This window comes from Polynucleobacter duraquae, assembly GCF_000973625.1.
Classification (GTDB): domain Bacteria; phylum Pseudomonadota; class Gammaproteobacteria; order Burkholderiales; family Burkholderiaceae; genus Polynucleobacter; species Polynucleobacter duraquae.
Window position 1 is genome coordinate 1,592,118 of the sequence record NZ_CP007501.1, and the last position, 21,993, is coordinate 1,614,110.

The 21,993-nt window shown below is 45.8% G+C and carries 30 protein-coding genes; 5 read left to right on the forward strand and 25 right to left on the reverse strand.

Annotated features, from left to right (window positions below; all coding sequences use genetic code 11):
* Positions 1-14: 14 nt before the first annotated feature.
* Positions 15-776 (forward strand): SDR family oxidoreductase, encoded by a 762-nt coding sequence (locus CL55_RS08240; RefSeq protein ID WP_046330655.1) that lies wholly within the window; start codon positions 15-17, stop codon positions 774-776.
* Here CL55_RS08240 and ccmI read toward each other — a convergent pair whose 3' ends face one another.
* The 17 genes from ccmI to CL55_RS08325 form a co-directional block, all read right to left on the reverse strand.
* Positions 777-1,967: a c-type cytochrome biogenesis protein CcmI gene (ccmI, locus tag CL55_RS08245; protein ID WP_046330656.1), complete on the reverse strand. Its 1,191-nt coding sequence runs from the start codon at positions 1,965-1,967 to the stop codon at positions 777-779.
* Position 1,968: 1 nt separating this feature from the next.
* The gene (locus tag CL55_RS08250; RefSeq protein WP_046330657.1) at positions 1,969-2,457 is read right to left on the reverse strand and encodes a cytochrome c-type biogenesis protein; all 489 of its coding nucleotides are present in this window, start codon (positions 2,455-2,457) and stop codon (positions 1,969-1,971) included.
* Positions 2,457-2,981, reverse strand: coding sequence for a DsbE family thiol:disulfide interchange protein (locus CL55_RS08255; protein ID WP_046330658.1), 525 nt, complete (start codon positions 2,979-2,981; stop codon positions 2,457-2,459). Before CL55_RS08255 ends, CL55_RS08250 begins: the two co-directional genes overlap by 1 nt.
* Entirely contained in the window at positions 2,978-4,897 is a 1,920-nt protein-coding gene (locus CL55_RS08260; RefSeq protein WP_046330659.1) for a heme lyase CcmF/NrfE family subunit, read from the reverse strand. Before CL55_RS08260 ends, CL55_RS08255 begins: the two co-directional genes overlap by 4 nt.
* Positions 4,894-5,328 (reverse strand): cytochrome c maturation protein CcmE, encoded by a 435-nt coding sequence (gene ccmE / locus CL55_RS08265; RefSeq protein WP_046330660.1) that lies wholly within the window; start codon positions 5,326-5,328, stop codon positions 4,894-4,896. Before ccmE ends, CL55_RS08260 begins: the two co-directional genes overlap by 4 nt.
* Positions 5,325-5,513, reverse strand: coding sequence for a heme exporter protein CcmD (gene ccmD / locus CL55_RS08270; protein ID WP_046330661.1), 189 nt, complete (start codon positions 5,511-5,513; stop codon positions 5,325-5,327). Before ccmD ends, ccmE begins: the two co-directional genes overlap by 4 nt.
* A complete protein-coding gene (ccmC, locus tag CL55_RS08275; RefSeq protein ID WP_205621267.1) occupies positions 5,513-6,283 on the reverse strand; it encodes a heme ABC transporter permease CcmC in 771 nt (256 codons plus the stop codon). Before ccmC ends, ccmD begins: the two co-directional genes overlap by 1 nt.
* Complete coding sequence (gene ccmB, locus CL55_RS08280; protein ID WP_046330662.1) at positions 6,280-6,945, reverse strand: heme exporter protein CcmB; 666 nt, start codon at positions 6,943-6,945, stop codon at positions 6,280-6,282. The genes ccmC and ccmB overlap by 4 nt, the downstream gene beginning before the upstream one ends.
* On the reverse strand, positions 6,942-7,589 hold the full coding sequence (gene ccmA / locus CL55_RS08285; protein ID WP_046330663.1) for a cytochrome c biogenesis heme-transporting ATPase CcmA: 648 nt from the start codon (positions 7,587-7,589) through the stop codon (positions 6,942-6,944). The genes ccmB and ccmA overlap by 4 nt, the downstream gene beginning before the upstream one ends.
* Positions 7,590-7,750: 161 nt before the next feature.
* Positions 7,751-8,503, reverse strand: coding sequence for a transporter substrate-binding domain-containing protein (locus tag CL55_RS08290; protein ID WP_052728810.1), 753 nt, complete (start codon positions 8,501-8,503; stop codon positions 7,751-7,753).
* Positions 8,504-8,611: 108 nt separating this feature from the next.
* A complete protein-coding gene (locus CL55_RS08295; protein ID WP_046330664.1) occupies positions 8,612-9,592 on the reverse strand; it encodes a quinone oxidoreductase family protein in 981 nt (326 codons plus the stop codon).
* Between the two features lie 30 nt (positions 9,593-9,622).
* Positions 9,623-10,075 (reverse strand): DUF2452 domain-containing protein, encoded by a 453-nt coding sequence (locus CL55_RS08300; RefSeq protein ID WP_046330665.1) that lies wholly within the window; start codon positions 10,073-10,075, stop codon positions 9,623-9,625.
* 88 nt (positions 10,076-10,163) lie between these two features.
* A complete protein-coding gene (locus CL55_RS08305) occupies positions 10,164-11,690 on the reverse strand; it encodes a cryptochrome/photolyase family protein (RefSeq protein WP_046330666.1) in 1,527 nt (508 codons plus the stop codon).
* A 47-nt stretch (positions 11,691-11,737) separates the two neighbouring features.
* Positions 11,738-12,292, reverse strand: coding sequence for a DUF3833 domain-containing protein (locus CL55_RS08310; protein ID WP_046330667.1), 555 nt, complete (start codon positions 12,290-12,292; stop codon positions 11,738-11,740).
* Entirely contained in the window at positions 12,292-12,849 is a 558-nt protein-coding gene (locus tag CL55_RS08315) for a chalcone isomerase family protein (RefSeq protein ID WP_237150489.1), read from the reverse strand. The genes CL55_RS08310 and CL55_RS08315 overlap by 1 nt, the downstream gene beginning before the upstream one ends.
* Before the next feature lie 7 nt (positions 12,850-12,856).
* On the reverse strand, positions 12,857-13,252 hold the full coding sequence (locus tag CL55_RS08320) for a thiol-disulfide oxidoreductase DCC family protein (RefSeq protein WP_205621268.1): 396 nt from the start codon (positions 13,250-13,252) through the stop codon (positions 12,857-12,859).
* Positions 13,253-13,257: 5 nt separating this feature from the next.
* Entirely contained in the window at positions 13,258-13,527 is a 270-nt protein-coding gene (locus CL55_RS08325; RefSeq protein WP_046330669.1) for a TIGR03643 family protein, read from the reverse strand.
* Between the two features lie 71 nt (positions 13,528-13,598).
* Here CL55_RS08325 and CL55_RS08330 point away from each other — a divergent pair, with 71 nt between their 5' ends.
* From CL55_RS08330 to CL55_RS08340, 3 genes are read left to right on the forward strand one after another with little or no spacing between them, the layout of a single operon-like run.
* Positions 13,599-14,294 (forward strand): SDR family NAD(P)-dependent oxidoreductase, encoded by a 696-nt coding sequence (locus CL55_RS08330; protein ID WP_046330670.1) that lies wholly within the window; start codon positions 13,599-13,601, stop codon positions 14,292-14,294.
* A gap of 7 nt (positions 14,295-14,301) precedes the next feature.
* Complete coding sequence (locus tag CL55_RS08335; protein WP_237150490.1) at positions 14,302-14,883, forward strand: histidine phosphatase family protein; 582 nt, start codon at positions 14,302-14,304, stop codon at positions 14,881-14,883.
* Positions 14,884-14,935: 52 nt separating this feature from the next.
* The gene (locus CL55_RS08340) at positions 14,936-15,316 is read left to right on the forward strand and encodes a DUF2237 family protein (protein WP_046330671.1); all 381 of its coding nucleotides are present in this window, start codon (positions 14,936-14,938) and stop codon (positions 15,314-15,316) included.
* Positions 15,317-15,320: 4 nt separating this feature from the next.
* Here the strand turns inward: CL55_RS08340 and CL55_RS08345 are convergent, their stop codons facing one another.
* A complete protein-coding gene (locus CL55_RS08345) occupies positions 15,321-16,583 on the reverse strand; it encodes a DASH family cryptochrome (protein WP_046330672.1) in 1,263 nt (420 codons plus the stop codon).
* Positions 16,580-16,780, reverse strand: coding sequence for a DUF2256 domain-containing protein (locus CL55_RS08350; RefSeq protein ID WP_046330673.1), 201 nt, complete (start codon positions 16,778-16,780; stop codon positions 16,580-16,582). The genes CL55_RS08345 and CL55_RS08350 overlap by 4 nt, the downstream gene beginning before the upstream one ends.
* A 66-nt stretch (positions 16,781-16,846) precedes the next feature.
* Here CL55_RS08350 and CL55_RS08355 point away from each other — a divergent pair, with 66 nt between their 5' ends.
* Positions 16,847-17,749, forward strand: a complete 903-nt coding sequence (locus tag CL55_RS08355; protein WP_066024300.1) for a histone deacetylase family protein — start codon at positions 16,847-16,849, stop codon at positions 17,747-17,749.
* Between the two features lie 36 nt (positions 17,750-17,785).
* On the opposite strand, the gene CL55_RS08360 is transcribed toward CL55_RS08355, so the two are convergent.
* The 6 genes from CL55_RS08360 to CL55_RS08385 all read right to left on the reverse strand — a co-directional run bounded on the left by CL55_RS08360 (position 17,786) and on the right by CL55_RS08385 (position 21,956).
* A complete protein-coding gene (locus CL55_RS08360) occupies positions 17,786-18,241 on the reverse strand; it encodes an ion channel (protein WP_046330675.1) in 456 nt (151 codons plus the stop codon).
* A gap of 36 nt (positions 18,242-18,277) precedes the next feature.
* Positions 18,278-18,682, reverse strand: coding sequence for a translational machinery protein (locus CL55_RS08365; protein ID WP_046330676.1), 405 nt, complete (start codon positions 18,680-18,682; stop codon positions 18,278-18,280).
* A gap of 49 nt (positions 18,683-18,731) precedes the next feature.
* The gene (locus tag CL55_RS08370) at positions 18,732-18,998 is read right to left on the reverse strand and encodes a DUF1488 family protein (RefSeq protein WP_046330677.1); all 267 of its coding nucleotides are present in this window, start codon (positions 18,996-18,998) and stop codon (positions 18,732-18,734) included.
* A gap of 141 nt (positions 18,999-19,139) precedes the next feature.
* Positions 19,140-19,910: a hypothetical protein gene (locus tag CL55_RS08375; protein WP_046330678.1), complete on the reverse strand. Its 771-nt coding sequence runs from the start codon at positions 19,908-19,910 to the stop codon at positions 19,140-19,142.
* A 71-nt stretch (positions 19,911-19,981) separates the two neighbouring features.
* Positions 19,982-21,283, reverse strand: a complete 1,302-nt coding sequence (locus CL55_RS08380) for a lipase family protein (protein ID WP_046330679.1) — start codon at positions 21,281-21,283, stop codon at positions 19,982-19,984.
* 19 nt (positions 21,284-21,302) lie between these two features.
* The gene (locus tag CL55_RS08385) at positions 21,303-21,956 is read right to left on the reverse strand and encodes a cupin domain-containing protein (protein WP_046330680.1); all 654 of its coding nucleotides are present in this window, start codon (positions 21,954-21,956) and stop codon (positions 21,303-21,305) included.
* Between the last annotated feature and the right edge of the window lie 37 nt (positions 21,957-21,993).

Consider the following 21,993-nt stretch of genomic DNA (forward strand, 5'->3'; position numbering starts at 1 on the left):
CCATTAGGACAATAATGAATTCAGCTGCCAACAAAGTAGCCCTGGTCACAGGAGCTGGAACAGGTATCGGAAAAGCTGCAGCAAAAGCACTGTTGCAGGGTGGATTTAGAGTCGTTCTCACTGGTAGAAATCTGGAGAAGCTCAATTTAGCCATTCAAAATATTGGTGGGAGCAATCAAAACTGCCTCGCAGTAAGCTGCGATGTCGGCAAACCAGAGCAAGTAAAAAAGCTGTTTTCAGAAATCCAACAACAGTTTGGCCGGATCGACGTGCTCTTTAATAATGCAGGCATGGGAGCGCCCGCAATCCCTATGGAAGAACTGAGCTACGAACAATGGATGAATGTTGTTAATGCGAATCTCTGTGGAGCTTTCCTATGCTCACAAGAGGCTATCCGCATGATGAAAGCTCAGACTCCGCAAGGTGGTCGAATTATTAATAATGGCTCGATCTCTGCGCATGCACCCCGTCCAATGTCTGCCCCATACACCGCCACTAAACATGCCATGACTGGATTAACCAAATCGATTGCGTTGGATGGTCGTCCATTTAATATTACCTGCGGTCAGATCGATATAGGTAATGCTGGCACTGAAATGACCATCCCTATGGCTGCCGGCATTTTGCAGCCAGATGGCTCAAAAAAGGTTGAGCCACTCATGGATGTAGAACATGTTGGGCAAGCTGTCCTGCATATGGCTCAGCTACCTTTAGAGAGCAATATCCTGTCAATGACCATCATGGCAAGCAACATGCCATTTGTTGGTCGAGGCTAATTAAGGCCTAATCTGTTCAATGACGAGGCGAGCATTGGTCGTGCCCACCTTGATCGTTTGCGGCGTAGATATCAAGTCACCGGGTTCTGGCATTGCCATTCCAGTTTTTGAAATACGTACCTCAACCGAGACTTCTGGCATTTGAGAAATTAACGCATTGGGACTCATTGCCAAAGCATCATTTAAAACAAAACTCATTGGGAATGCAGTAACTGCAGTTTTGAGAACGGTCACTGGCATACGCTCACCTGGTTTACGAGCGATCACCATCAAAACATCGCCTGCTTTAATTTTAGACTTCAGTTCTGGCACAATTTCTACCTGGCCACTCACACCTTGATTACTAATTACTGGCGTACTAGCTGGCGCAAGGCCACCCTTGCTCCGTGCCTCAGCAATTGAAGAAGCAATTGCACGCGCCTCATCTGTCTCTGGGGGTAATTGCTTTGCTAACTTCTCCCAAGACTGCACTGCAGCTTTATAGTTCTGCGCATTAAAAGCGGCAGTTCCAGAAAGCCAAAGAGCCAATAAATTATTTGGGTCCTGGGATAATGCCTTGTTAATGAGTTGCTGTGGCTTACCAGCAAAATTACCATTTGCATTAGCTGCCAATACATCAGCATAGTCAGCTAATAATTGCGGGTCCGAATCAACAAAAGAACCTGCGCGAGCATAGGCATTTGCAGCTTCAGTATTACGACCCAAAATCCGATAGGAGCGAGCTAGCATAGCCCAACCCTTGAGATTGTCAGGCTCCTTATCCATCTTAGCCGCAAACTCTTCAACCATCTTTTCAACTGACTCTTGAGTCATCGGTTTCTCAGTGCTCTGCTCGGCAATCTGAGCGGCATCACCAAGGTAGAAATAGAAACCCGCTGAAAGGATTGCTACAAAAAGACAAATCCCAATGATGGTTTTCTTAGGCGAGCCCAGCACCGCAAGATCATCCGCCTCATCCGTATCCTGAAAAAGCCGCTGACGCATTTCTGCATGAGTCTGCTCATAGCTATGGCTATCTACAGTACCTACCAAACGATCGGCCTCCAGCTTATCAAGCTCTTCCCGATAGATGGCCGCATTCATCTGACGACGCGAGGTCGCGGATTCTTTTGCAGGGAAAAACAGTGGGCGCAAGAGCAGCACCAAGACTAGGATCAATAAAAAAAGAGCGGATATTACAAAACTAGTCATATTATTTTTCTATTGAACTGGACTTGGCATCCTGAAGTAGTGTATCAATACGACGATTATCTGCTTCAGATAGCGTGGTACTGGGCACAGCCTGATTTCTGCGACGCAGATACACCATCAAGCCAATAATTCCTGCAAGCAAAATTACAAAAGGGCCTATCCATAGGAGCCAGGTGATCGGCTTTACAGGCGGGCGATATAAAACGAAGTCGCCGTAACGCTCCACCATAAAATTCCGAATCTGCTCATCCGTCTTGCCCTCAGTAATGAGGATACGAATTTCTCGGCGCAAGTCATTTGCTAAATCAGAGCGTGAGCCGGCAAGGGATTCATTCTGACAAACCAAGCAGCGCATTTCTTCCGAAATCACAATCAGACGCTGCTCTATTACTGGGTCATCAGCCAAAGGCACTGCATCCTTAGCAGACGTGCTGATAGAACACAGTAGGACAAAAGTGAGTAAGAGTGATGAAAGCGTCTTTCTCAACATTATTTAAGCTCATCTAACAAAGGAATGATCTTGTTACGAAGTAATTCCATCGTGATCGGTCCAATATGTTTGAACCGAATGACGCCTGTCTTGTCAATCACATAGGTCTCTGGAACGCCATAGACACCATAGTCAATCCCCACTCGGCCTTTGGCATCAAAAGCTGACAATAAGTACGGGTCACCTTGACGAGCCAGCATGGCCATCGCGTCGTCACGCTTATCTTTGTAATCCAATCCAATAATTGGGGCTACCTGCAATTTACCTAGCTCAACGAGAACGGGGTGCTCCTCACGGCAAGCAACACACCAAGAGGCCCAGACATTCAAAATCCAAGGCTTGCCTTTCATACTCTCTGGTGAAAAGGTTTTTCCAGGATCTGCCAGTTGAGGTAACTCAAAAGCAGGCGCCTGCTTACCAATCAGTGGAGAAGGTATTTCTTGTGGATCACGATTTAAGCCTACTGCTAAAAATCCAACCAAAATGACAAACAAAATCAGTGGAATTAAAAACTTGGCTTTCATGCTGCTGCCTTCTTCAACTTCATGCGATAGCGCTTATCGGACATCGCCAGCAAACCACCTAAAGCCATCAATACACAACCACCCCAAATCCAATCAACAAAAGGCTTGTAATAGACCCGAACTGCCCATGCTTTGTCATCTAACTCTTCACCCAATGAAACATAGATATCTCTGGTAAGACTCGCATCAATCGCCGCCTCGGTCATAGGCATTGTTGATGAAAAATAACTGCGCTTTTCTGGGTACATGGTTGCTTCCACCTTCCCATTGCGTGTTAATAGGAAGGTGCCTTGCATCGCTTTGTAGTTTGGTCCAGGAACAGGGCTCACACCCTGAAGCTGAATGTCATAACCACCGACACTAACGCTTTCACCGGCGAGCATACGTACATCTTTTTCCTCTTGATAGGTGCCCACCATAGTGACGCCAATCGTAAAGACTGCTATCCCTAAATGCGCTACCTGCATACCAATAAATGAACGGGTCGGCTTGCCAGCCTTTGCTTGGCGAATAATTTGCAGCACCCCAGAAGAGATCACCCAGAAGGCTAATAAGAAACCAAGGCTGCTGAGCCAAGTAAATTCGCCCATAGCAAACGGAATTAAAGCTGCCGCAATCACTGCGACTAGAGCTGCAATCCATAAGCGCTTGATCACATCTAAGAGATTAGAGTTCTTCCAGCTTGTCCAAGGTCCAATTCCCATCAGTACTAACAATGGGATCATGATGGGAACGAAAACACTATTGAAATATGGAGGCCCTACTGAGATTTTTCCTAGATGCAAGGCATCAATTAATAAAGGATAGAGAGTGCCCAGGAGTACTGATGCGGCGGACACCACTAAGAAAACGTTACCAAGCAAGATAAATGTTTCGCGCGACGTTAAGCTGAACTTACCGCCAAGAGTACTTTTGGGAGCACGCCAAGCGTAAAGCGTCAAAGAAGAACCCACCACTAGTACCAAGAAAATCAAAATAAAGACGCCCCGTGTAGGGTCAGTTGCAAATGCATGCACTGAAGTCAGTACTCCAGATCGAACCAAGAAGGTTCCTAAAAGCGATAGTGAGAAAGCAGTAATTGCCAACAGCACAGTCCAACTCTTAAAGCCGCCCCGCTTCTCAGTAACCGCAAGCGAATGTAGCAAAGCGGTACCAACCAGCCAAGGGATGAATGATGCATTCTCTACGGGATCCCAGAACCACCAACCACCCCAACCGAGTTCGTAATAAGCCCACCAAGAACCCAGCGCAATACCTAAAGTCAGAAACACCCAAGCGGCCGTTGTCCACGGACGCGACCAGCGCGCCCAAGCAGCATCTAAACGGCCGGACAATAAAGATGCAATTGCGAATGCAAATGCTACGGAGAAGCCAACATACCCCATGTACAACATCGGCGGATGAAACACCAAGCCTGGATCTTGCAGGAGTGGATTGAGAGATCGTCCGTCCTGAGCAGCTGGTAGCAGCCTCTCAAAAGGATTGGAGGTTGCGATCACGAACAATAGTAGACCGGTGGTGACTAAACCCAATACACCGATTACACGCGCCACCATAAATTCATCTAGCGCCTTCGAAAGCTGAGCCACTAAAAATGTCCAAGTGGAGAGCAAGAAAACCCAGAGTAGCAGAGAGCCTTCATGACCGCCCCACACTGCACCCAAGCGGTACATGACCGGCATTTGTGAATTTGAATGCTCAGCTACATAAAGAACAGAAAAATCATTTGAGTAAAAGCTCCAGGCCAAAATCACAAATGCAATAGCTAGCAATAAGAAAACAGCGTGTGCGGCCGGCCTCGCTAACAAAATCCATTCACGGCGACTTTGATGTGCGCCTACCAGCGGAAGCGTTCCTTGAATGATGGCGATACAAAAGGCCAGTATTAGTGCGTAATGCCCAAATTCAGGAATCATTGTTTATTTCCATTTTTTTGAGCCTGCTCCAATGCATGCTTCGCCTCTGGAGGCATATAGTTCTCATCGTGCTTAGCCAACACTTCACTCGCAACAAATTGTCCATTTGAATCGAGACGCCCCTGAATCACTGCGCCCTTACCCTCTTTAAACAAGTCCGGAAGAATGCCCGTGTATGCCACCGGAATATCTTTCGCCATATCGGTAATCACAAAGTGCACCGTTAAACCATCTCGCTTAACCGATCCATCCTTGACCATGCCACCAATACGAAAGACTTGACCTGCCGGTGACTTACCCGCAGCCACCTCACTCGGGGTGACATACAGCGCAATATTGCTGTTGAGCGCATTCAAAATCAGTACTGCCGCGATGCTAATAACAATCAGTGCACCAACAATAATGGCAGCTCGCTTATATCTTGGTTTCACTGGCCACCCTTTTGATCAAACTGCTCAGCCAAAACTTCACGTTGCAGTCTGCGTACGATTGCCTGATGCCGCGCGCGAACAGCCAGGGGCTCTAATAAGAACACCAAAGCACAGGCACCAAAGCTGCACCATACATATAGGGCATAACCACCCATGGCAAAGAATTCAGCCGAACTATTCCACATTAACGCTTCACCTCATTTAATTGCCTAACCCAATCAGTATGAGCCTCACGCTCCAAAATGATGGCGCGCACACGCATTAACCCTACTGCAATTGAGTACATCCATAAGCATAAAGCCATCAGTAGCATCCCCCAAAGCATGGTCTGGGCCATGGCTGGTGCCTTAGTGAGCGAAACAGAGGCGCCTTGGTGCAAGGTATTCCACCATTTCACTGAGAAATAAATAATCGGTACATTGACCACACCTACCAGGGCCAAGATTGCACCCGCTTTATCGGCACGGCGGACATTATCAATAGATGCCTGTAAAGCGATAAAACCGAGATACAAAAAGAGTAGGATTAATTCCGAAGTTAAGCGAGCGTCCCATACCCACCAAGCGCCCCACATGGGCTTACCCCAAAATGCACCAGTCCACAGAGATAAGAAAGCCATCCAGGCGCCGATCGGGGCTAAAGCCTGAGCCATCATGGCCGATAGGCGAGTATTAAATATCAGACCCAGTCCAGCCCATACAGCCATCACTACATAGATGAACATTGACATCCAGGAGACGGGTACATGAACAAAAATAATACGGTAACCCTGACCCTGAACTGCATCAACTGGCGCCACAAAGAAACTCACCCACAAGCCGGCAGCTCCAAAAATCATGGTGAGCGCCCAGAACCAAGGAATCATCTTTCCAGCTAAAGGATAAAAGGCACTCGGACTCGAGAATTTGAACCAGTTTGTCACTTGACTAGAAGATAAATTATTTACATTACTCATTCGATAGCAATCTTTACAGCGCTCGCACTAACCCAAGGTACAAATGCTAATGCCAAAATCAATAAAGCGCCTAGCAGTGAAAAATGCCCCGTGATATCCAGTCCTACACTGCTAGCATATACGGCACCTGCACCAAAAATTAGTACCGGAATATAGAGCGGCAAAATCAAGAGACTCATCAATACGCTACCACCCCTCACCCCAAGAGTGAGAGCCGCCCCAACCGAGCCTAGCAATGATAAAACAGGTGTGCCAAGCAATAAGGCTGCCATCAGCACCTTTAAAGACTGGGCATCTAGGTCAAACTGAATGCCGATCACCGGAGCCAATAAAACCAAAGGTAACCCACACACCAGCCAATGGGCTACGATCTTGCCCAATACTAAGGCGGTAAATGAATTCGGGGACAAGACCAGTTGCTCTAGGGTGCCGTCTGCGTAATCAGCCGCAAACATCCGCTGTAAACCAAGCAAAGTCGAGAGCAAGGCCGCAACCCAAATCACGCCAGGCGCAATCTTTCTCAATAAGGCGGTATCAGCACCAATCCCCAATGGGAATAAGCTCGTCACAATCACAAAGAAAAATAATGCGGTAAGAACCTCGCTCTTACGACGCATCACTAGTAACAGGTCGCGATGGACAATGGCGATAAAGGCGTTCATAGGTCTAGCACTCGCAGACCAGAAATAGCTAAGGACTGATGACTAGTCAATACGACCAAACCATTGCCCTGAAGATGCTCGACGATCAAAGCTTGCAACTCGCCCACGGCATGGGTGTCTAAGGCATTAAAGGGTTCATCCAAAATCCAGAGTTGTGCTCGTCGCGTTAACATGCGCGCCATCAAAACACGTTTTTTCTGTCCGGCCGATAAACAATTGACAGGCAGGTCTTCGCGCCCTTTTAGACCAAATCGCCATAAGCTAGCGAACGCATCTTGCTCGGAGAGCGTAATGCCATCAATCGCTGCATACATACGCAAATTCTCAATAGCACTGAGGTCCTCTTTCAGCGCATCTCGATGACCCAAAAATAATAGCTTGCTGTGATATTCCGATTCTTGTTTTTTGATGGGTTGACCATACCAAAGCACCTCTCCACAATCAGGAGAAGCTAAGCCCGTGAGCAAGCGTAATAAGCTTGTTTTACCAACGCCATTCTCGCCACGAATATGGAGGCACTGCCCAACAAATAACTCCAAATCAAGACCTGAAAAAAGAGTTCTTTCACCGCGCACGCAAGTGATGTTCCGGGCCTCAAGGGCTGCGGTTGTAGATGCTGGAAAGGAGGAGTTGGTCGTTGTCATTGGAAGCAATGGCTTGAATCAAACCACCTCAGGCATTGTCCAAGACCCACTTGGGGCTGTCAAACAAGCTAAAAACGGTCTTTAAATAAGAAACTTGTTTTAATTCAATTACTTAGATAATTATAAGCTCGATACCATTGATTACGGGAATACTAGAATTATCAGTCTTTTGAAGGCATTCGAGAGAGTGGTGCAACTGATACACCTTGCACCTGATATTGACTAATCAGATCAGCTACCAAGCCAGATCTAATGAATTCTTCTACACAAGCATCCAAAAAATCAATCGACTCTAGGTGGGACTTATGTACGGCAATCGCCTGCTGTATTCCAGTAAATTGACCATCCAGAATTCTGGATCCAGGAATTTCTTGAGAAGCGTCAACTAGGCCAGTTCGTAAACCTGCCAAAGCATCTAATTTCTCACTAACGAATAATTCAATACTGGCTTTCACACTGTCAGCATGCACTAAGCTGGCATGTTTGAGATTACGCTGCAACCACAGGTCATAAGCACTTTTGTAAAAAGATGCAATCCTCACTCCTGGCTGATCTACCTGCGATAACTCATTTATGGGAGAGTTGGCGGAAACCAAGTAGCTAGCCTCGAGCTCAACATAAGCTGGTGTGAAAGTAATCTTTTGAGCGCGGGCAGGATCAGAGCCTAACAAGGAGATACCGCATCCTCCACTGACAACAGCCTCAACTACCTCAACCTGCGTATTAAAACCGATGAGACTTAACTCCACGCCTAAACGCTTTGCAACAGATCGACAAATCTCTGGTGAGATACCAGTCGGCTCACCTGAAGGTGATCGACCAGTAACCAACAAGAAATTACCTAAATACACCGCAGCAGACAGAACACCGTTCGGTGCGAGCTGCTCTAACACTTTAGGCGAAATCTTATTCAAGTGAGTCTCCAAATTGCTATTAACTGTTTGATGTTAAGTGGGCATAAAAAATCCCCACTAAATCAGCGGGGATCTGTAGCAAACTAGATTAGTCAGCAAACCAAAAAATTAAGGTGTGATGACAATCGCGCCCACAACTTTTCTTCCTTCTGCGGCTTTGTGAGCTTGCGCAGCCTCCTCAAGCTTAAACCTAGCGCCGATCTGTACTTTCACGCGGCCTTGTGCAATTGCATCAAATACTGCGCGAGCATTTTCCTGAAGTAACTCAGGAGTAGCGTTGTGCGGAAATACAGAAGGTCTTGTTAAGAAAAGACAACCCTTCTTATTGAGAATATCTGGCTGAATCTCTGGAGCAGGTCCCGAGGCAGCACCAAATAAAGCTACTGTGCCAAATGGTGCAGCACAATCGAGTGAGCCCAAGAAAGTAGTCTTAGCAACCGAGTCATAGACCACATTGGCTTTGCGACCGCCTGTTACCTTCATAAACTCTTCGACCCAATTTGGTTTTGAGTAGTCCACTACAGCATCACAGCCCGCTTCTTTTGCTGCAGCAAACTTGGTCTCAGATCCTACAGTGCCCACTACAAACGCACCTAAGGATTTTGCCCATCCCGACAGAATTTGACCAACACCACCAGCGGCAGCGTGAACTAAGACAACGTCACCAGACTTCACCTTATAAGTTTTTTGAACTAAATATTGGGCAGTCATTGCTTTAAAAAACACAGCTGCAGCAACTTCATCAGAGACATTATCTGGCACTGAAACCAACTTATCCACTGCGACGTTGCGCGCACTGGCATAAGCACCAATACCGGCATTCATATACACCACACGATCGCCCACCTTGAATCGAGTAACGCCCTCGCCTACTGCCTCGACTACACCGACCGCCTCATGACCCAAGCCCGTTGGCAGCTCCAAAGGATAAACACCAGAGCGCTGGTACACATCGATAAAGTTAAAACCAATCGCAGTTTGACGAAGTTGTACTTCACCTTTACCTGGAGCTGGAAGCTCTTTATCGATTAACTGAATTACATCGGCGTTGCCGAGTTCTGAAAGACTAACAATTCGAGCAGTTGTCACAAGTCACCTTTATTATTTTTATATAAAAAATTATCTTACTGCAAGCGAAGATGATGCAACCTCATCTTCCTCAACGATAGCCCAGGTACTATCCCCCAGTTTTTTGACGGCCATGGAATAGGTCCAGGCATCGGGAATACCGCAGCTCCACTGATCCGGGCCATTTTGAATTAGTACATTTGTGCCAATGCGACTATCAAAATAGAGGTGGTAGGTTTTTCCATGCAGGGGATTAAAACTAAATTTGGCACTATGGACCATTTCTGTAGCATCCAAACGAGCCTGAAGAGACCGCGCCTGCTTCATTAATACTTCGGCCTGCTCCATGATGCGATCGTATTCAAGCTTTGCGTTCTGGCGTGCGACATTAACTGCCTTGTCTTTTTCTTCCAAGACCTTAATCGGCGCAAATACAGGTGCACCCACTTCCATGGGATATTCAATGCCAGCGTGTCGCGCTGGATCAGTATCTTCAATTCTCATAACTTTTTTAACCTGCTGATTTATATAGTGAAAGTGTGACACAAATTCACAAAATGCGTTTTTTGGAGCTACAAATAAGGCAAGCCTCTTATAGGGAGCTCAAATCCGCTAGAAGGCCTTTGGCATGGAGCACGATTGCCTGCTGATCTGTATCGCTAATACGGGATAAGTTGGCAGTCATCAGCCGAGTACGGGGGCTTGCCTCAAATTGGGTGCGATGCTTGATGAGGAAGTTCCAATAGAGGGTGGTCATTGGGCAGGCGCCTTCCCCAAATCGAACATCGGGCTTGTATTGGCAGGAGCCGCAATAATTACTCATTCTTTTAATGTAGGCGCCACTCGCAATATAAGGTTTGCTGGTAAAACGGCCGCCACTCGCAAATAAGGCCATGCCCGCTGTATTAGGTAACTCCACCCATTCAATCGCATCAACATACACTGCCAAATACCAATCACAAACCTCTTTTGGCAAGATTTCTGCAAGCAATGCAAAGTTGCCAGTCACCATCAGACGTTGAATATGGTGGGCGTAACCGTACTCCAGCGTTTGGCCTATCGCCTGCTGCATACACTTCATCTTGGCGTTGCCAGTCCAATACCAGGAGGGCAATGCATTCTGATGGTCATAAAAATTATCTAAGGCCATTTGGGGCATATCAAGGTAGTACATGCCCCGTACAAATTCTCGCCAACCTAGGATTTGACGAATAAATCCTTCTAACGTTGCAAGATCTAAATCATCTTTCTTCCATGCTTTGAGGACGGCCGCAATCACCTCTCTGGGATTGAGCAACTTTAAGTTCATCGAGCTGGAGAGTAAGGAGTGCCAACCAAAAGGCGTATCCGTCCACATTGCATCTTCATGAATGCCAAAGGTCACTAAGCGGTGCTCCACAAATCCTTTCAGTGCCTGCAAAGCTTGTGCGCGTGTGACTGGCCACTGAAAGTGCTCCAGAGATCCAGGATGTTTGGGAAATTTTTTCTCAACCAACGCAATGACTTCTTGAGTAATGTCATCCGGCTCAAACAACTCCGGCGGCGGAATTAATCCCGGCCCTTTTTTCGGAAACGGCTTGCGATTATCTCGATCGAAATTCCACTGACCGCCCTCCGGATTACCCTCTTTATCGACCAAGATATTGTGAGTCTTACGCATCAGTCGGTAGAAATACTCCAAACGCAATTCTTTCTTGCCTGCAACCCAATTTTCAAACTCATGGCGTGAGCAATAGAAATGGGGATCCTCTTGCATTTCTAAATCGATGCTGAATTCAGATGCCACATTCTCTATTTCGCACTTGAGTCGATACTCCCCCGGCTCAAGACATACCAAGTGTGTAAATTGTTTCTTGGGAATCAAATCTCGTAGCGTATCGCCAATCGACTGCGGAGACTGCTTAATATAGATCAGCGGCAAACCCCGCTCTTCCAGTTGCTCAGCAAAATGCCGCATCGCCGATAAGAATAAAACGATTTTGGCCTTATGTGACCAAACATACTGAGCCTCATCGATAGACTCAATCATGACGACTTGCTCAGTCTTGGGATTCAGGTTTTTTAATATCGGGCTATCGATATCGAGTTGGTCACCCAGAATGAGAACAAGCTTTTTCAATTCACATCTTTCAAAGAAACACTTAATATTAGGAGAGGAGTCAGCGCTTAGCGCTTATAAAAACTAAGAGTCACTTCACCCAAATTAATACCGAATTTACTCATTTGAGCCTTATTAATCATGACCTTCGGGCTCACTAGATACATCCAATCGTCAAATTGCACATGGTAGATGGACTTATCTACAGGCAGAGCCAATGTATAAGACCAGTTCAAGGCATTACCAGCAGATTCACCAATGGCTTCACCGATGACGTCATCCGCAGTGCCAGTATATTTTCCAGGAGCGGTTTCTACTAAAGTCCAGATACGCTTTTGCTTTGTGCCATCGGAGTACTCAAAGCTCTCATCCAAAATGCCCGTCTTTTTACCATTCACAACCGACCATTTAGCAACCAATAACACGGTGAAGCGTTTTTTAACCTCACCACTACGATCGGTAAAGATGCCATACGCATCAATCGTGCCGTTGAAGTATTCACTTAGATCAAGCTTAGGTGTTTCTTGTGCGTATTGATTGACTGAAGGTGAAGAGCAACCGAATAGGCCAAATGCAATCAAACCAATAGCTAAATACTTTTTAACGAAATAGATCTTAGACATTAACAGGCTCCAGTGATTAGTGGGGGTGGGCAACCGTTGCCCAGTAATTCAGATCTCAGCTTGGGTACGCTCGTTTTGGAATCAAGCCAAATCCCAAAAAATGCCCTTGAAAAATCTGCTCCAGGAAATTGAGCAATTTTCTTACCGTCATAAAAAAAAGTGGTGCCTTGTTTTGGTGAGTAAACACCAGTGAGTGTTTGCCCAGACTCTATATTGGGCAAAACTGCAGCAAGCTCTTTTCCCCAAATGGCGGACTGCGCCTCAGATATACCAATACCCTTCATTTCATCAGCAGTACGGCTTGCGATGGCCGCCCCAGAAAATGATTTTTGATATTTAATATCCAAGGCAAATTCAGCAGAATCCTTGCCCGCAGGGCGATACAGGGTCGCGTCATAAACATGAAAACCCCAAAAGTTGAGGCGGCCAGTACCCTGAGGCTGCACTTGATTAATCACGCCCTCAATGTGTGCCAAGCTCTTAGCTGATATGGGAGTACTCAGCAGAGCTAAAGAAAGCCATAGGGCGGTACTACCTTGTGAAATTATTTTCATCATCGTCCCTTTATTTATGTTTACGAGTTGTATTCACCAACCATAAGGCAGATGGTCCAAATAGACCAGAAATAGCATGTCGGTTTTTGGCAAAAAAACGATAGGCCAAGGTCAATATAGGACGCAGGCTTGATCGAGAAAATAACCAAGCTAACTTCGGTAAATTTGCTCTCGCATAGGCGGCTGAGAAAACATCCACACCATTAATCAGCTCACCATCATCATACTGAGCGTACATCGAATCCAAGGCCTGTTGGCAAGATACGCCAACCTCATCAGCGTTATAACGATTTGAATTCACATCTACGAAGCTCAATAAACCAGCTTGATTGCGGTCAGACAAAAATAGAATCTCTGCCTGACAAAGAGGACAAAGACCATCGTAGAACATAGTGAGTTTCTTCATGGCCACTACTTCTGCTTGTATTGCATCGAGCAATAGGCGCGGGTTACCAACTTACTTCTTAATGCGACATGCTTAGTTGCCCTACCAGTTACCCGCTGACGCCATAGATTGAACGAGCCTCTCTTGAGCTCTTTACGCATCAGCGCAATGACTTGTGGCTCGGATAGTCCAAAATTTTGCTCAATCGCATCAAATGGCGTGCGATCTTCCCATGCCATCTCGATCACCCGTGAGAGATCGGCGGCGGAGAGTGCTTGAGTTATCTTGGTGTCCATCAAGCAAGTTTAAGACTTATTCAATAAACTAGCTGAGCCCGCATTGACCCGATACTTAAGCCTCTCTATCTATGCCCCTAGTTCCAAAACCCTTTCGCGCTTTGATTATTGGATCCTCTGGGACTATTGGGTCAGCATTTATGGAGCTTCTAGAAGCTTCTCCTGATTGTGAGGTGGTTTGGGGCCTCAGTCGCAACTCGGCGCAGCCAATTAACTACCAAGATCTCGGCACGATTGAATCTGCTGCAGCTAGTCTTATTCAGGAAGGTCCTTTTCAGCTCATTATCAATACGATAGGTGTATTGCATTCTGAGCACTGGATGCCTGAAAAGAAATTGGATGACCTCAACGCTGAACAGTTACAGATATTGATGCAGACCAATGCCATTGGCCCTGGACTCACAATCAAGCATTTCTCCAAATTACTCGACCCAGCGGGATCCGTTATGGCAACCCTCTCCGCTAAAGTCGGCAGCATTGAGGACAATCGTTTGGGGGGCTGGTTTAGCTATCGCGCCTCTAAGGCGGCCCTGAATATGCTGATCAAAACAGCCTCAATTGAATTTGCCAGAACCAAACCCAATACGGCCTTAGTGGCACTGCATCCGGGAACCGTAAACTCCCGTTTATCCAAGCCCTTTAAGGGCGAGCACATAGGCAGACCAGCTTTAGATGCTGCAAGCGATATGCTTGCGGTTTTACTCTCACTTCAAAAAACTGATTCAGGAATTTTTCTGAGTTACTCCGGAGAAAAGTTACCTTGGTAACCCAATCATGATGATCAAATTTTTATCCCCATTGCTGATTGCACTCACTACTCTCATTGGAGCCCATAGCAGCGCTCTCGCCCAAACTGAGTTGGCTAACGCAATGCAAGATGGCCAGCATGTCTTACTCATGCGACATGCTGACGCGCCTGGGTATGGAGATCCAGCAGGCTATCAATTAACGCAGTGCTCCACCCAACGCAACCTGGGTGAAGCAGGCAAGCGCCAGGCTCAGCTAACTGGTGAGTGGCTAGCCAAGCAGGGCATTACCAAAGCTCAGGTCTATAGCAGTCCTTGGTGTCGTTGCTTTGATACAGCAATCCTTCTGAATAAGGGTGCCGTTACTAAGGAAGCAGCGTTGGGTTCTTTTTTCGACGATATGAGTCAAGCCAAAAAACAAACTGATGATTTAGCCAATCTCATTCGCGATGAGCGCATCAAATATCCAAAAGTACCGATCATCATGGTGACCCACCACGTCAATATCCAATCCTTTACTGGCAAGGTTCTTAATTCAGGGGATATGATTTTGGTAAAAGTAAATTCATCTGGTCAAGCTTTGTCCCATAAGCTCTACCCTAGCCCCTAACTTTATGCGTCACTCCATCAATCGTCCATACATCACCACTTAAAGAGCATTCATGTCTACTGAACTACCCCTCAATGTTTTAGGTCAACCCCTGGTTGCATGCTCGTTTGATCCGCTCACTGGATTTTTTAGAGATGGTTGCTGCAAGACTAATGAACAAGATCTTGGTAGTCACCTAGTCTGCGCGATTGTGAGCAATGACTTTCTACAATTTAGTCTCAAGCGTGGTAACGATCTCATTACCCCGCGTCCTGAGTATCAGTTCCCAGGACTGATTGCTGGAGATCAGTGGTGTCTTTGTTTGAACCGCTGGATTGAAGCCTTAGAAGCAAACTGTGCGCCTAGGATTAAGCTAGAGAGCACGCACATCAAAGCCTTGGAGAAAGTCTCGCTAGAAGTGCTAGAACAATATGCAGCAGTAGAGCAGTTATAAGACTCTATTGAGGTGAGAGCCAAAGTTTGCGATAGATTTCTTTTGGATCGTGGTCTTGAGTTTGCTTGGCCACATTAAAAGGTCTACCACCCCTGGGATCCGTTCCGCGTCCAGCAATGTAAAGCCAATTACCTTGATTGCTATAAACGTCATAGTCAATTAGCTGAGATTCAAACCACGCTGCACCTGCGCGCCAATCACCTTTCATATCGTATATCCAATAACTAGCCACAATCTGACGCATACGGTTGGATAGATAACCACTCTGATGCAACTCACGCATGCCTGTATCAACTAAAGCAGTGCCCGTAGTGCCTGAACGCCATTGTTCAAAGCTAGGCGCATAAGAAGGTTTTACGGGTACACCAGTTAAGCCACTGGCACGATACAACTTCTGACCATACTTGAAATGAATAAAGCGGAAGTAGTCACGCCAAAGCAACTCAAACCAAAGCCAATAAGTACCATCATTGGCGCCATAGCGATTTTCATACTCGTTGATTTGCGCTGCGATATTCCGCGCTGAAATACAACCTAAAGCCAACCATGCTGAAAACTTACTAGAGTAATCTCTGCCAATGAGTTGATTGCGGGTCTCCTTATAGCTATCAGGAAGGCGTCGCTTTAGATATTGACTGAGGTGTGCTTGTGCAGCAGTAGCGCCTCCCAAAAAGAAAGGGTGAAGGTGAGACTCAGATTGAGGGTTACAGGACAATGTTGAGCTCCGAGGTAAGACTGCCGGCAACATCGGAATCTGCTTAGGCGCATCGATGGGCTGAGCAAACTTGAGTTGCGCCCGTTCTACCTCACGACGAAATGCCGTAAATACATCGGGCATTTTTTCCAAGACGAATGGAAAGTCTTGTGGATCCAACATACTTGATTGCCAGAACTCTTCAACATCAACACCTTGTTCCTGCAAAATTTGGACTTGCTCAATTTCTTCAGGGGCTTCAATTTGCTCACAATAGATTGCGATTGCAGCAGTATCTTTGACTAGCTGCAGTAAAACTTCCGCCGACTTACCGGATAGCTCCAACAGGTCTGACCCTTGAACTTGAAGCTGAGCCTTTAAATCATCCAAGGATGCCCTTAAAAAAGTCTGCCGATAGGGTCCTTGTCGCTCAAAGCCGTAAACGCTCTCTTGCTCTTTTGAATCGTGCACATAAACCGGCACGAGCTGGTCAGCCTTTAAACATGCTTCTACAAAGGCAGGATTATCTGCCAAACGTAAATCATTTCGAAACCAATAGATGATGACTGTCACTGATTGTTTCCACTAGTGCTAGCTGCGGTATTTATAGTTGATTTTTTAGAGCGGCAAGCATCAGAGCAGTACTTCACTTCATCCCAATTTTTAGCCCAGGACTTACGCCAAGTCATTTCTTTACCGCAGACCAGACAAGTCTTACTAGGCAAAAATGATTTGTTTCCCTTAAAACCCAATTTTTCAGCTCGAGCCATACTTACCTATTCAAAAACGAATAGACTATTCAACACATTCAAGAACCAAGAAAAGACCAAATCGCATTGAAAGCCTTTTATACTGACCACTATGTTTTACCACTTCCGCCGGGACACCGCTTTCCGATGGAAAAGTACAGCCGGCTACGTGATTTAGTAAGTCAGCTAGTAGGCTTAGAGCTAGTTGAGGCTCCCGCCGTATCTGATACTCAAATTCTGTATGCGCATGATCCTAGTTATCTCATCAAAATCCTCTCGGGCAATTTGAGCCCTAAGGAGCAGCAAGAAATTGGCTTTCCTTGGAGCGAGCTCATGGTGGAGCGCTCACGTCGCTCTGCTGGTGCCACCCTTGCTGCTGCGAAGGTGGCACTGAATGAGGGCTTAGCAGCTAATCTCGCTGGCGGTACGCATCACGCTTATCGTGATAAAGGAGGTGGCTTTTGCGTTTTTAATGATTCCGCTATTGCCGCTAGAGCACTCCAAAAGGAAATTAGTCCACACTTGAAGATTGCCATCATTGATCTGGACGTTCATCAGGGTAATGGCACTGCTGCTATTTTAGAAAATGACTCTTCCATATTTACCTTATCGATACATGGGGAGAACAATTTCCCTTTTACAAAAGAGCGTAGCGATCTTGATGTGGGTTTACCAGACAAAACGGGAGATGCGACCTATTTAGCGACGCTTCATCAAAGCCTAGAAATATTAGATATGAGCTTTAAGCCCAACTGCATTATTTTCTTAGCGGGAGCCGATCCCCACGAAGGGGATCGCTTAGGCAAGCTCAGCCTGACTCAAGAAGGAATGCGCCAGCGAGATGAAGCCGTTTTTCAGTATGGCTTAGATCGCCAGATTCCAATTGCCTTCTCAATGGCTGGTGGATATGGCAGAGAAATTCAGTCAACTGTAGATATTCATTTTCAGACCATCCTAACCGCACTTCAGTTTGAAAAGCAATACGGCTGACTTACCCTACAATGCGTTTGCTGTGATTTGTATTACTCAGTACTGATTCGATTTATAAGTAGTCCAGTACTTCTGCATTTCAATGAACAGAAATGAAGCAGACCAAGTAATCAAGATAAAACCAGTCAGCGCCTCCACTCCAGTCAAATAGCGAAGGTAGCCCTGCGCCACAATCTCTCCGTAACCTAAAGTTGTGAAGGTAACAAATGAGAGATAGGCGCAATCCAACAAAATGCCATGGCCCGAAAGCTCACCAACGAGACCCCCCATGACAGGGAACTGCAAGGTAAAAAAGTAGCCTAAAGCAAAGAGCCAGATCTCCACAACATGGGCCATGAAAATAGCGCCAACTCCAACTAACACCCGAAAACGAGGTGCAATGTGGGATATTCTAGGCAGCAGTTTATCCAGCTGAAAAAGAGCTTCATAGTGCAATAGGATCGTAATAAGTGCTAGAGATCCATTAATGATGAAGGCAGTGATGAGCAACATCGTTAAATTATCCCCCATTGTTAGGGGGATAAATAATCAACCAGTAATGATGGTATCGCCTTTCAAGGCATCGACTTTGGCAAAGTACTTTTTGGCATATGCCAATAGTTGACCATCACTTGGATGATCAACAGTCTCAATACCAACTACCTTTTCAGCAATGCCATGATCATGCTTAGTGGCATGCTTCATCAAATCCAATTTTGCAGAGCCTGGCCCCACAATCAAAATCTCTTTAGATTCCATGACCGCCTGAATAACTTCATGTAAATAATGCTGATCTGGTTCAGCACGCGCACCACTAACAGAGCCACTTTTGTGATGGACATTTTTATGGGTAGATCTGGTCTTGATGACTTCGCTCTCACTTGCAGTGGGATTGAAATAAATAACATGCGCTTCTTGATGGTCAATCCAAATTACTGAGTGATTAAATGACATATATCTTCTTTCTAATGATTACAACGGGGTACAAAATTAATAAAAATAATTAATCCAAAATGAGATCATGGCTAAATAGGTGTACAGCACCATCTACAGCATGGCCATTCAAAATCTTTTGCTCGGCTATCGAGAGTAGCTTTAATTGGTGCGCTTTAAACAATTGCAATACATTTTTTTCAATACCCTCAGGATCCAAGTCTTGCAGGGCCTCATAACTAAAGCTACATTTAAAAGGCTTGCCATCGAGGATTGCTGGATATGAAACGTCACCATTCGTTAAAACAGATACAGGACCAACAAATTCAAGCTTCATAGGAACTCACTTTATTGAGAATAAGCAAACGATTCTCATATTCTGAACCTAATATGTGGAGTCTAGTTGATACAAGTCAAACTTTTTGCCCCTATTAGCAAGAATCGACTATAGGGACACATGGGCTGTCTTTTCAGAAAATTAAAATTTGAATGTCACAGCAACCTGAGGACCAAGCATAGTGGTTTTTTGCAAAACACCACCCTCTTTCATGTCATAGTACAAGGCACGATAGGTCAGCGACGCATCAATCAACTTACCGAAAGTTTTACCTACTCCAGCCATCGCTTGCCAAGTTAAGTTTGTAGTGCCGCCCCCGCTACCAATATCGCCATAGAACGGAACGTACCAAGTCGAATCGGCAATTCGGTAACGCCCTTTAGCGCCAACAATAGGATCGACTGTTGAAGTAGTTTTAGATGCGGTACCTACCCCACTCACATTCAATGTGGCTGTCGCATAGATTGCTCTTACACCAAGCAAGGCATCCATATAGACCTCTTTAGAATTAGCCACTGTATAGCTTGCAAGGCCAGTCAATATCGTCTGCTGCAGAGTAATTTTATCTCCGATGGTATTACCCGTATTTGGAATCGCGCCCGATTTTTGCAAAGTGGCAGAAACTAGATCACCCATGACGCCCCAATTACCCTTGTGCGCTTCTGCAGAAATCATGGCTCCAGATTTGAGATTACTCACAACATCACTTGAATTGAAGCTAGCCGACTTCGCAAATCCACTATCAAGGCCAAGAGTGCCTCTAATACCAGGAGCCCAAATGTATGGTGTTACTTCAAAGCGCCAGGCTTCAGAAACTGTAGGAATGGGGCTGACATCTTCTGCTGCATGAGTTAATCCTGCCGATACGAAGCTTGCAGTAAGCAAAACAATCAATGATGAGATATTTTTCATAATAAGTAAAAAGTAGGCCGTTAAGATGAGTTTCTATTTTAGAGTTTAGCGCCTTGGAAGTGAATGTCGATCTAATTAACTGGACATCCATTGGCCAATTGCTTTCCAGCAATACGATCTTTAATCCAAGCCAGATACATAGGAGCTGAGACGCCGGGAGTACTAAAGTGGGTTTGCTCTCCTGGCAACTGGACTCTCTGTATGTTTGCACCCATAGCGCACATCTGCTTTTGATATAACTCATGCTCAATTGGGGGAACTGCAGTGTCTTTAGTGCCCCAGTAAATAACAACTGGTACAACAGGCTTAACTGGTTTCACACTACCATCAATTAATGCTTTTACCCAGGCCAAGGAGTTGCTAGCCTGAGGCTTCAATAAAGACTTGTACTTTTCTCCATAGGCATAATTGAATGAATCGGCCATCACATGTACACACTTATTGCTAGCCAATTTATCCACGAACTCTGCACCCTCATTAGTCAGGATGTCTGTTAGCTTGAGATGTGGGTATGCGGCTTGAGCACCCCAAAGACCCATCACATAGTGAGCGAATAAAAATATATTCGGGACATTGGCTTGAGTAAATTCATTGATCAACTTATTCGCGCCAAGCTCATCAGTCGGCGGGTTGCGGAGCATAGCTGCTTGATCATCTGGCGCCAAGCCAACAAACCCAAGATATTGAAGATTGTCTGCTGCAGTGCCTTGAAGGGATTGGTAGTCAAGCAAACTTGCAGCTGCCAGAATTGCTCCGCCACCCTGTGACCAGCCATAAGCAATCGCCTTCTTGCCAGCACCAGGCCCTTTCATCGAGCTTGCTGCTCTTACAGAATTAATAACATCCCTGCCATTGGTCCCCGCAATCGCATATTGATGTTTACCACCACCACCCAGCCCCTGATAATCGGTGGCAACAATCACATACCCCTCCTTAATGAATTGCTCAACATTCGGGATACCGTAGTCGGTCCAAGAGTTGCCATCCGCCAAAAAATATTCATTCAAAGGTGCTGTCGGATCAATTATTTGGGAGGGGCCACAATTTTGAGCCGATCCCGTGGTGCCGTGCGCCCAGGCCAAAATAGGTCTTCCTTCTTTTGGGGCAGCTCCCAGAGGAGCAATAATGACTCCCGTAGTAATAGTCTTGCGCTCAGCTACATCAGATGAAATGTAAGCAATTCTCCATGCTTGTGCGCCCTTCACTGATGTTTTAATTTTCTCTTGCTTTACGATTTGCCCTAATTTTCCTACGGGGCTCATTTTTGTGACTGCTTCATAAAAAGGTGGAAGTGGTGGAGCTGCTTGAACGCACAAGGGAGTCAAGCCAATAAAAAATAGGGCTGATAAAGATACCTTAAATACATTTTTCATAAAAATCCCGTAAATACAATCAATCTAATAAATGCCCAGTCTTAACAAATATAGTGCATCCCTCTTTACTAAAAGGCTGATGCAAACTCAGATGAGGGCTTCTGATCCATGAGCCAGCGGGATAGCGTCCATGCTCATCCTCAAACACACCATCCACTACAAAGATTTCTTCACCGCCATAGTGCTTGTGTGGATTGAAATAGGTTTGGGGAGCCCATCGAACCAAAGTGGATCCATTACCCTGCCGCATGAGGGGCATTACATGGAGACCAGGGACCATGCCTTGATGCCAAGAAGCTGATTTTGTATCAACGAGCTCTCGCTCCACCTGCTCAACTCCAAGATGTCGTAGTTTCACAAAAAGAGTACAGCCAGTTTTACTATGGGGTGCATGAGAAGATCCGGGGGGATTCATGATGTAAGTGCCAGTTGGATAATCACCGTTTTCATCGCTCAATACCCCGTCAAGGACGAATATCTCTTCACCAAATTCATGAGTGTGAGTTGGAAATTGAGAATGAGGCAAATAACGAACGATCGAGGTTGCTTTGGCAGTTTCATCGCCAATACGATCCAACATACGTCTCTCAATACCCGCTTCAGGGCTAGGAACCCAAGGCAAATCATGATGATTCATCACGACTCTCTTGCTGTAGTCAGAGTTGATATTCATTTATTACATTCAGATATTGAAGAAGATACAAAACATA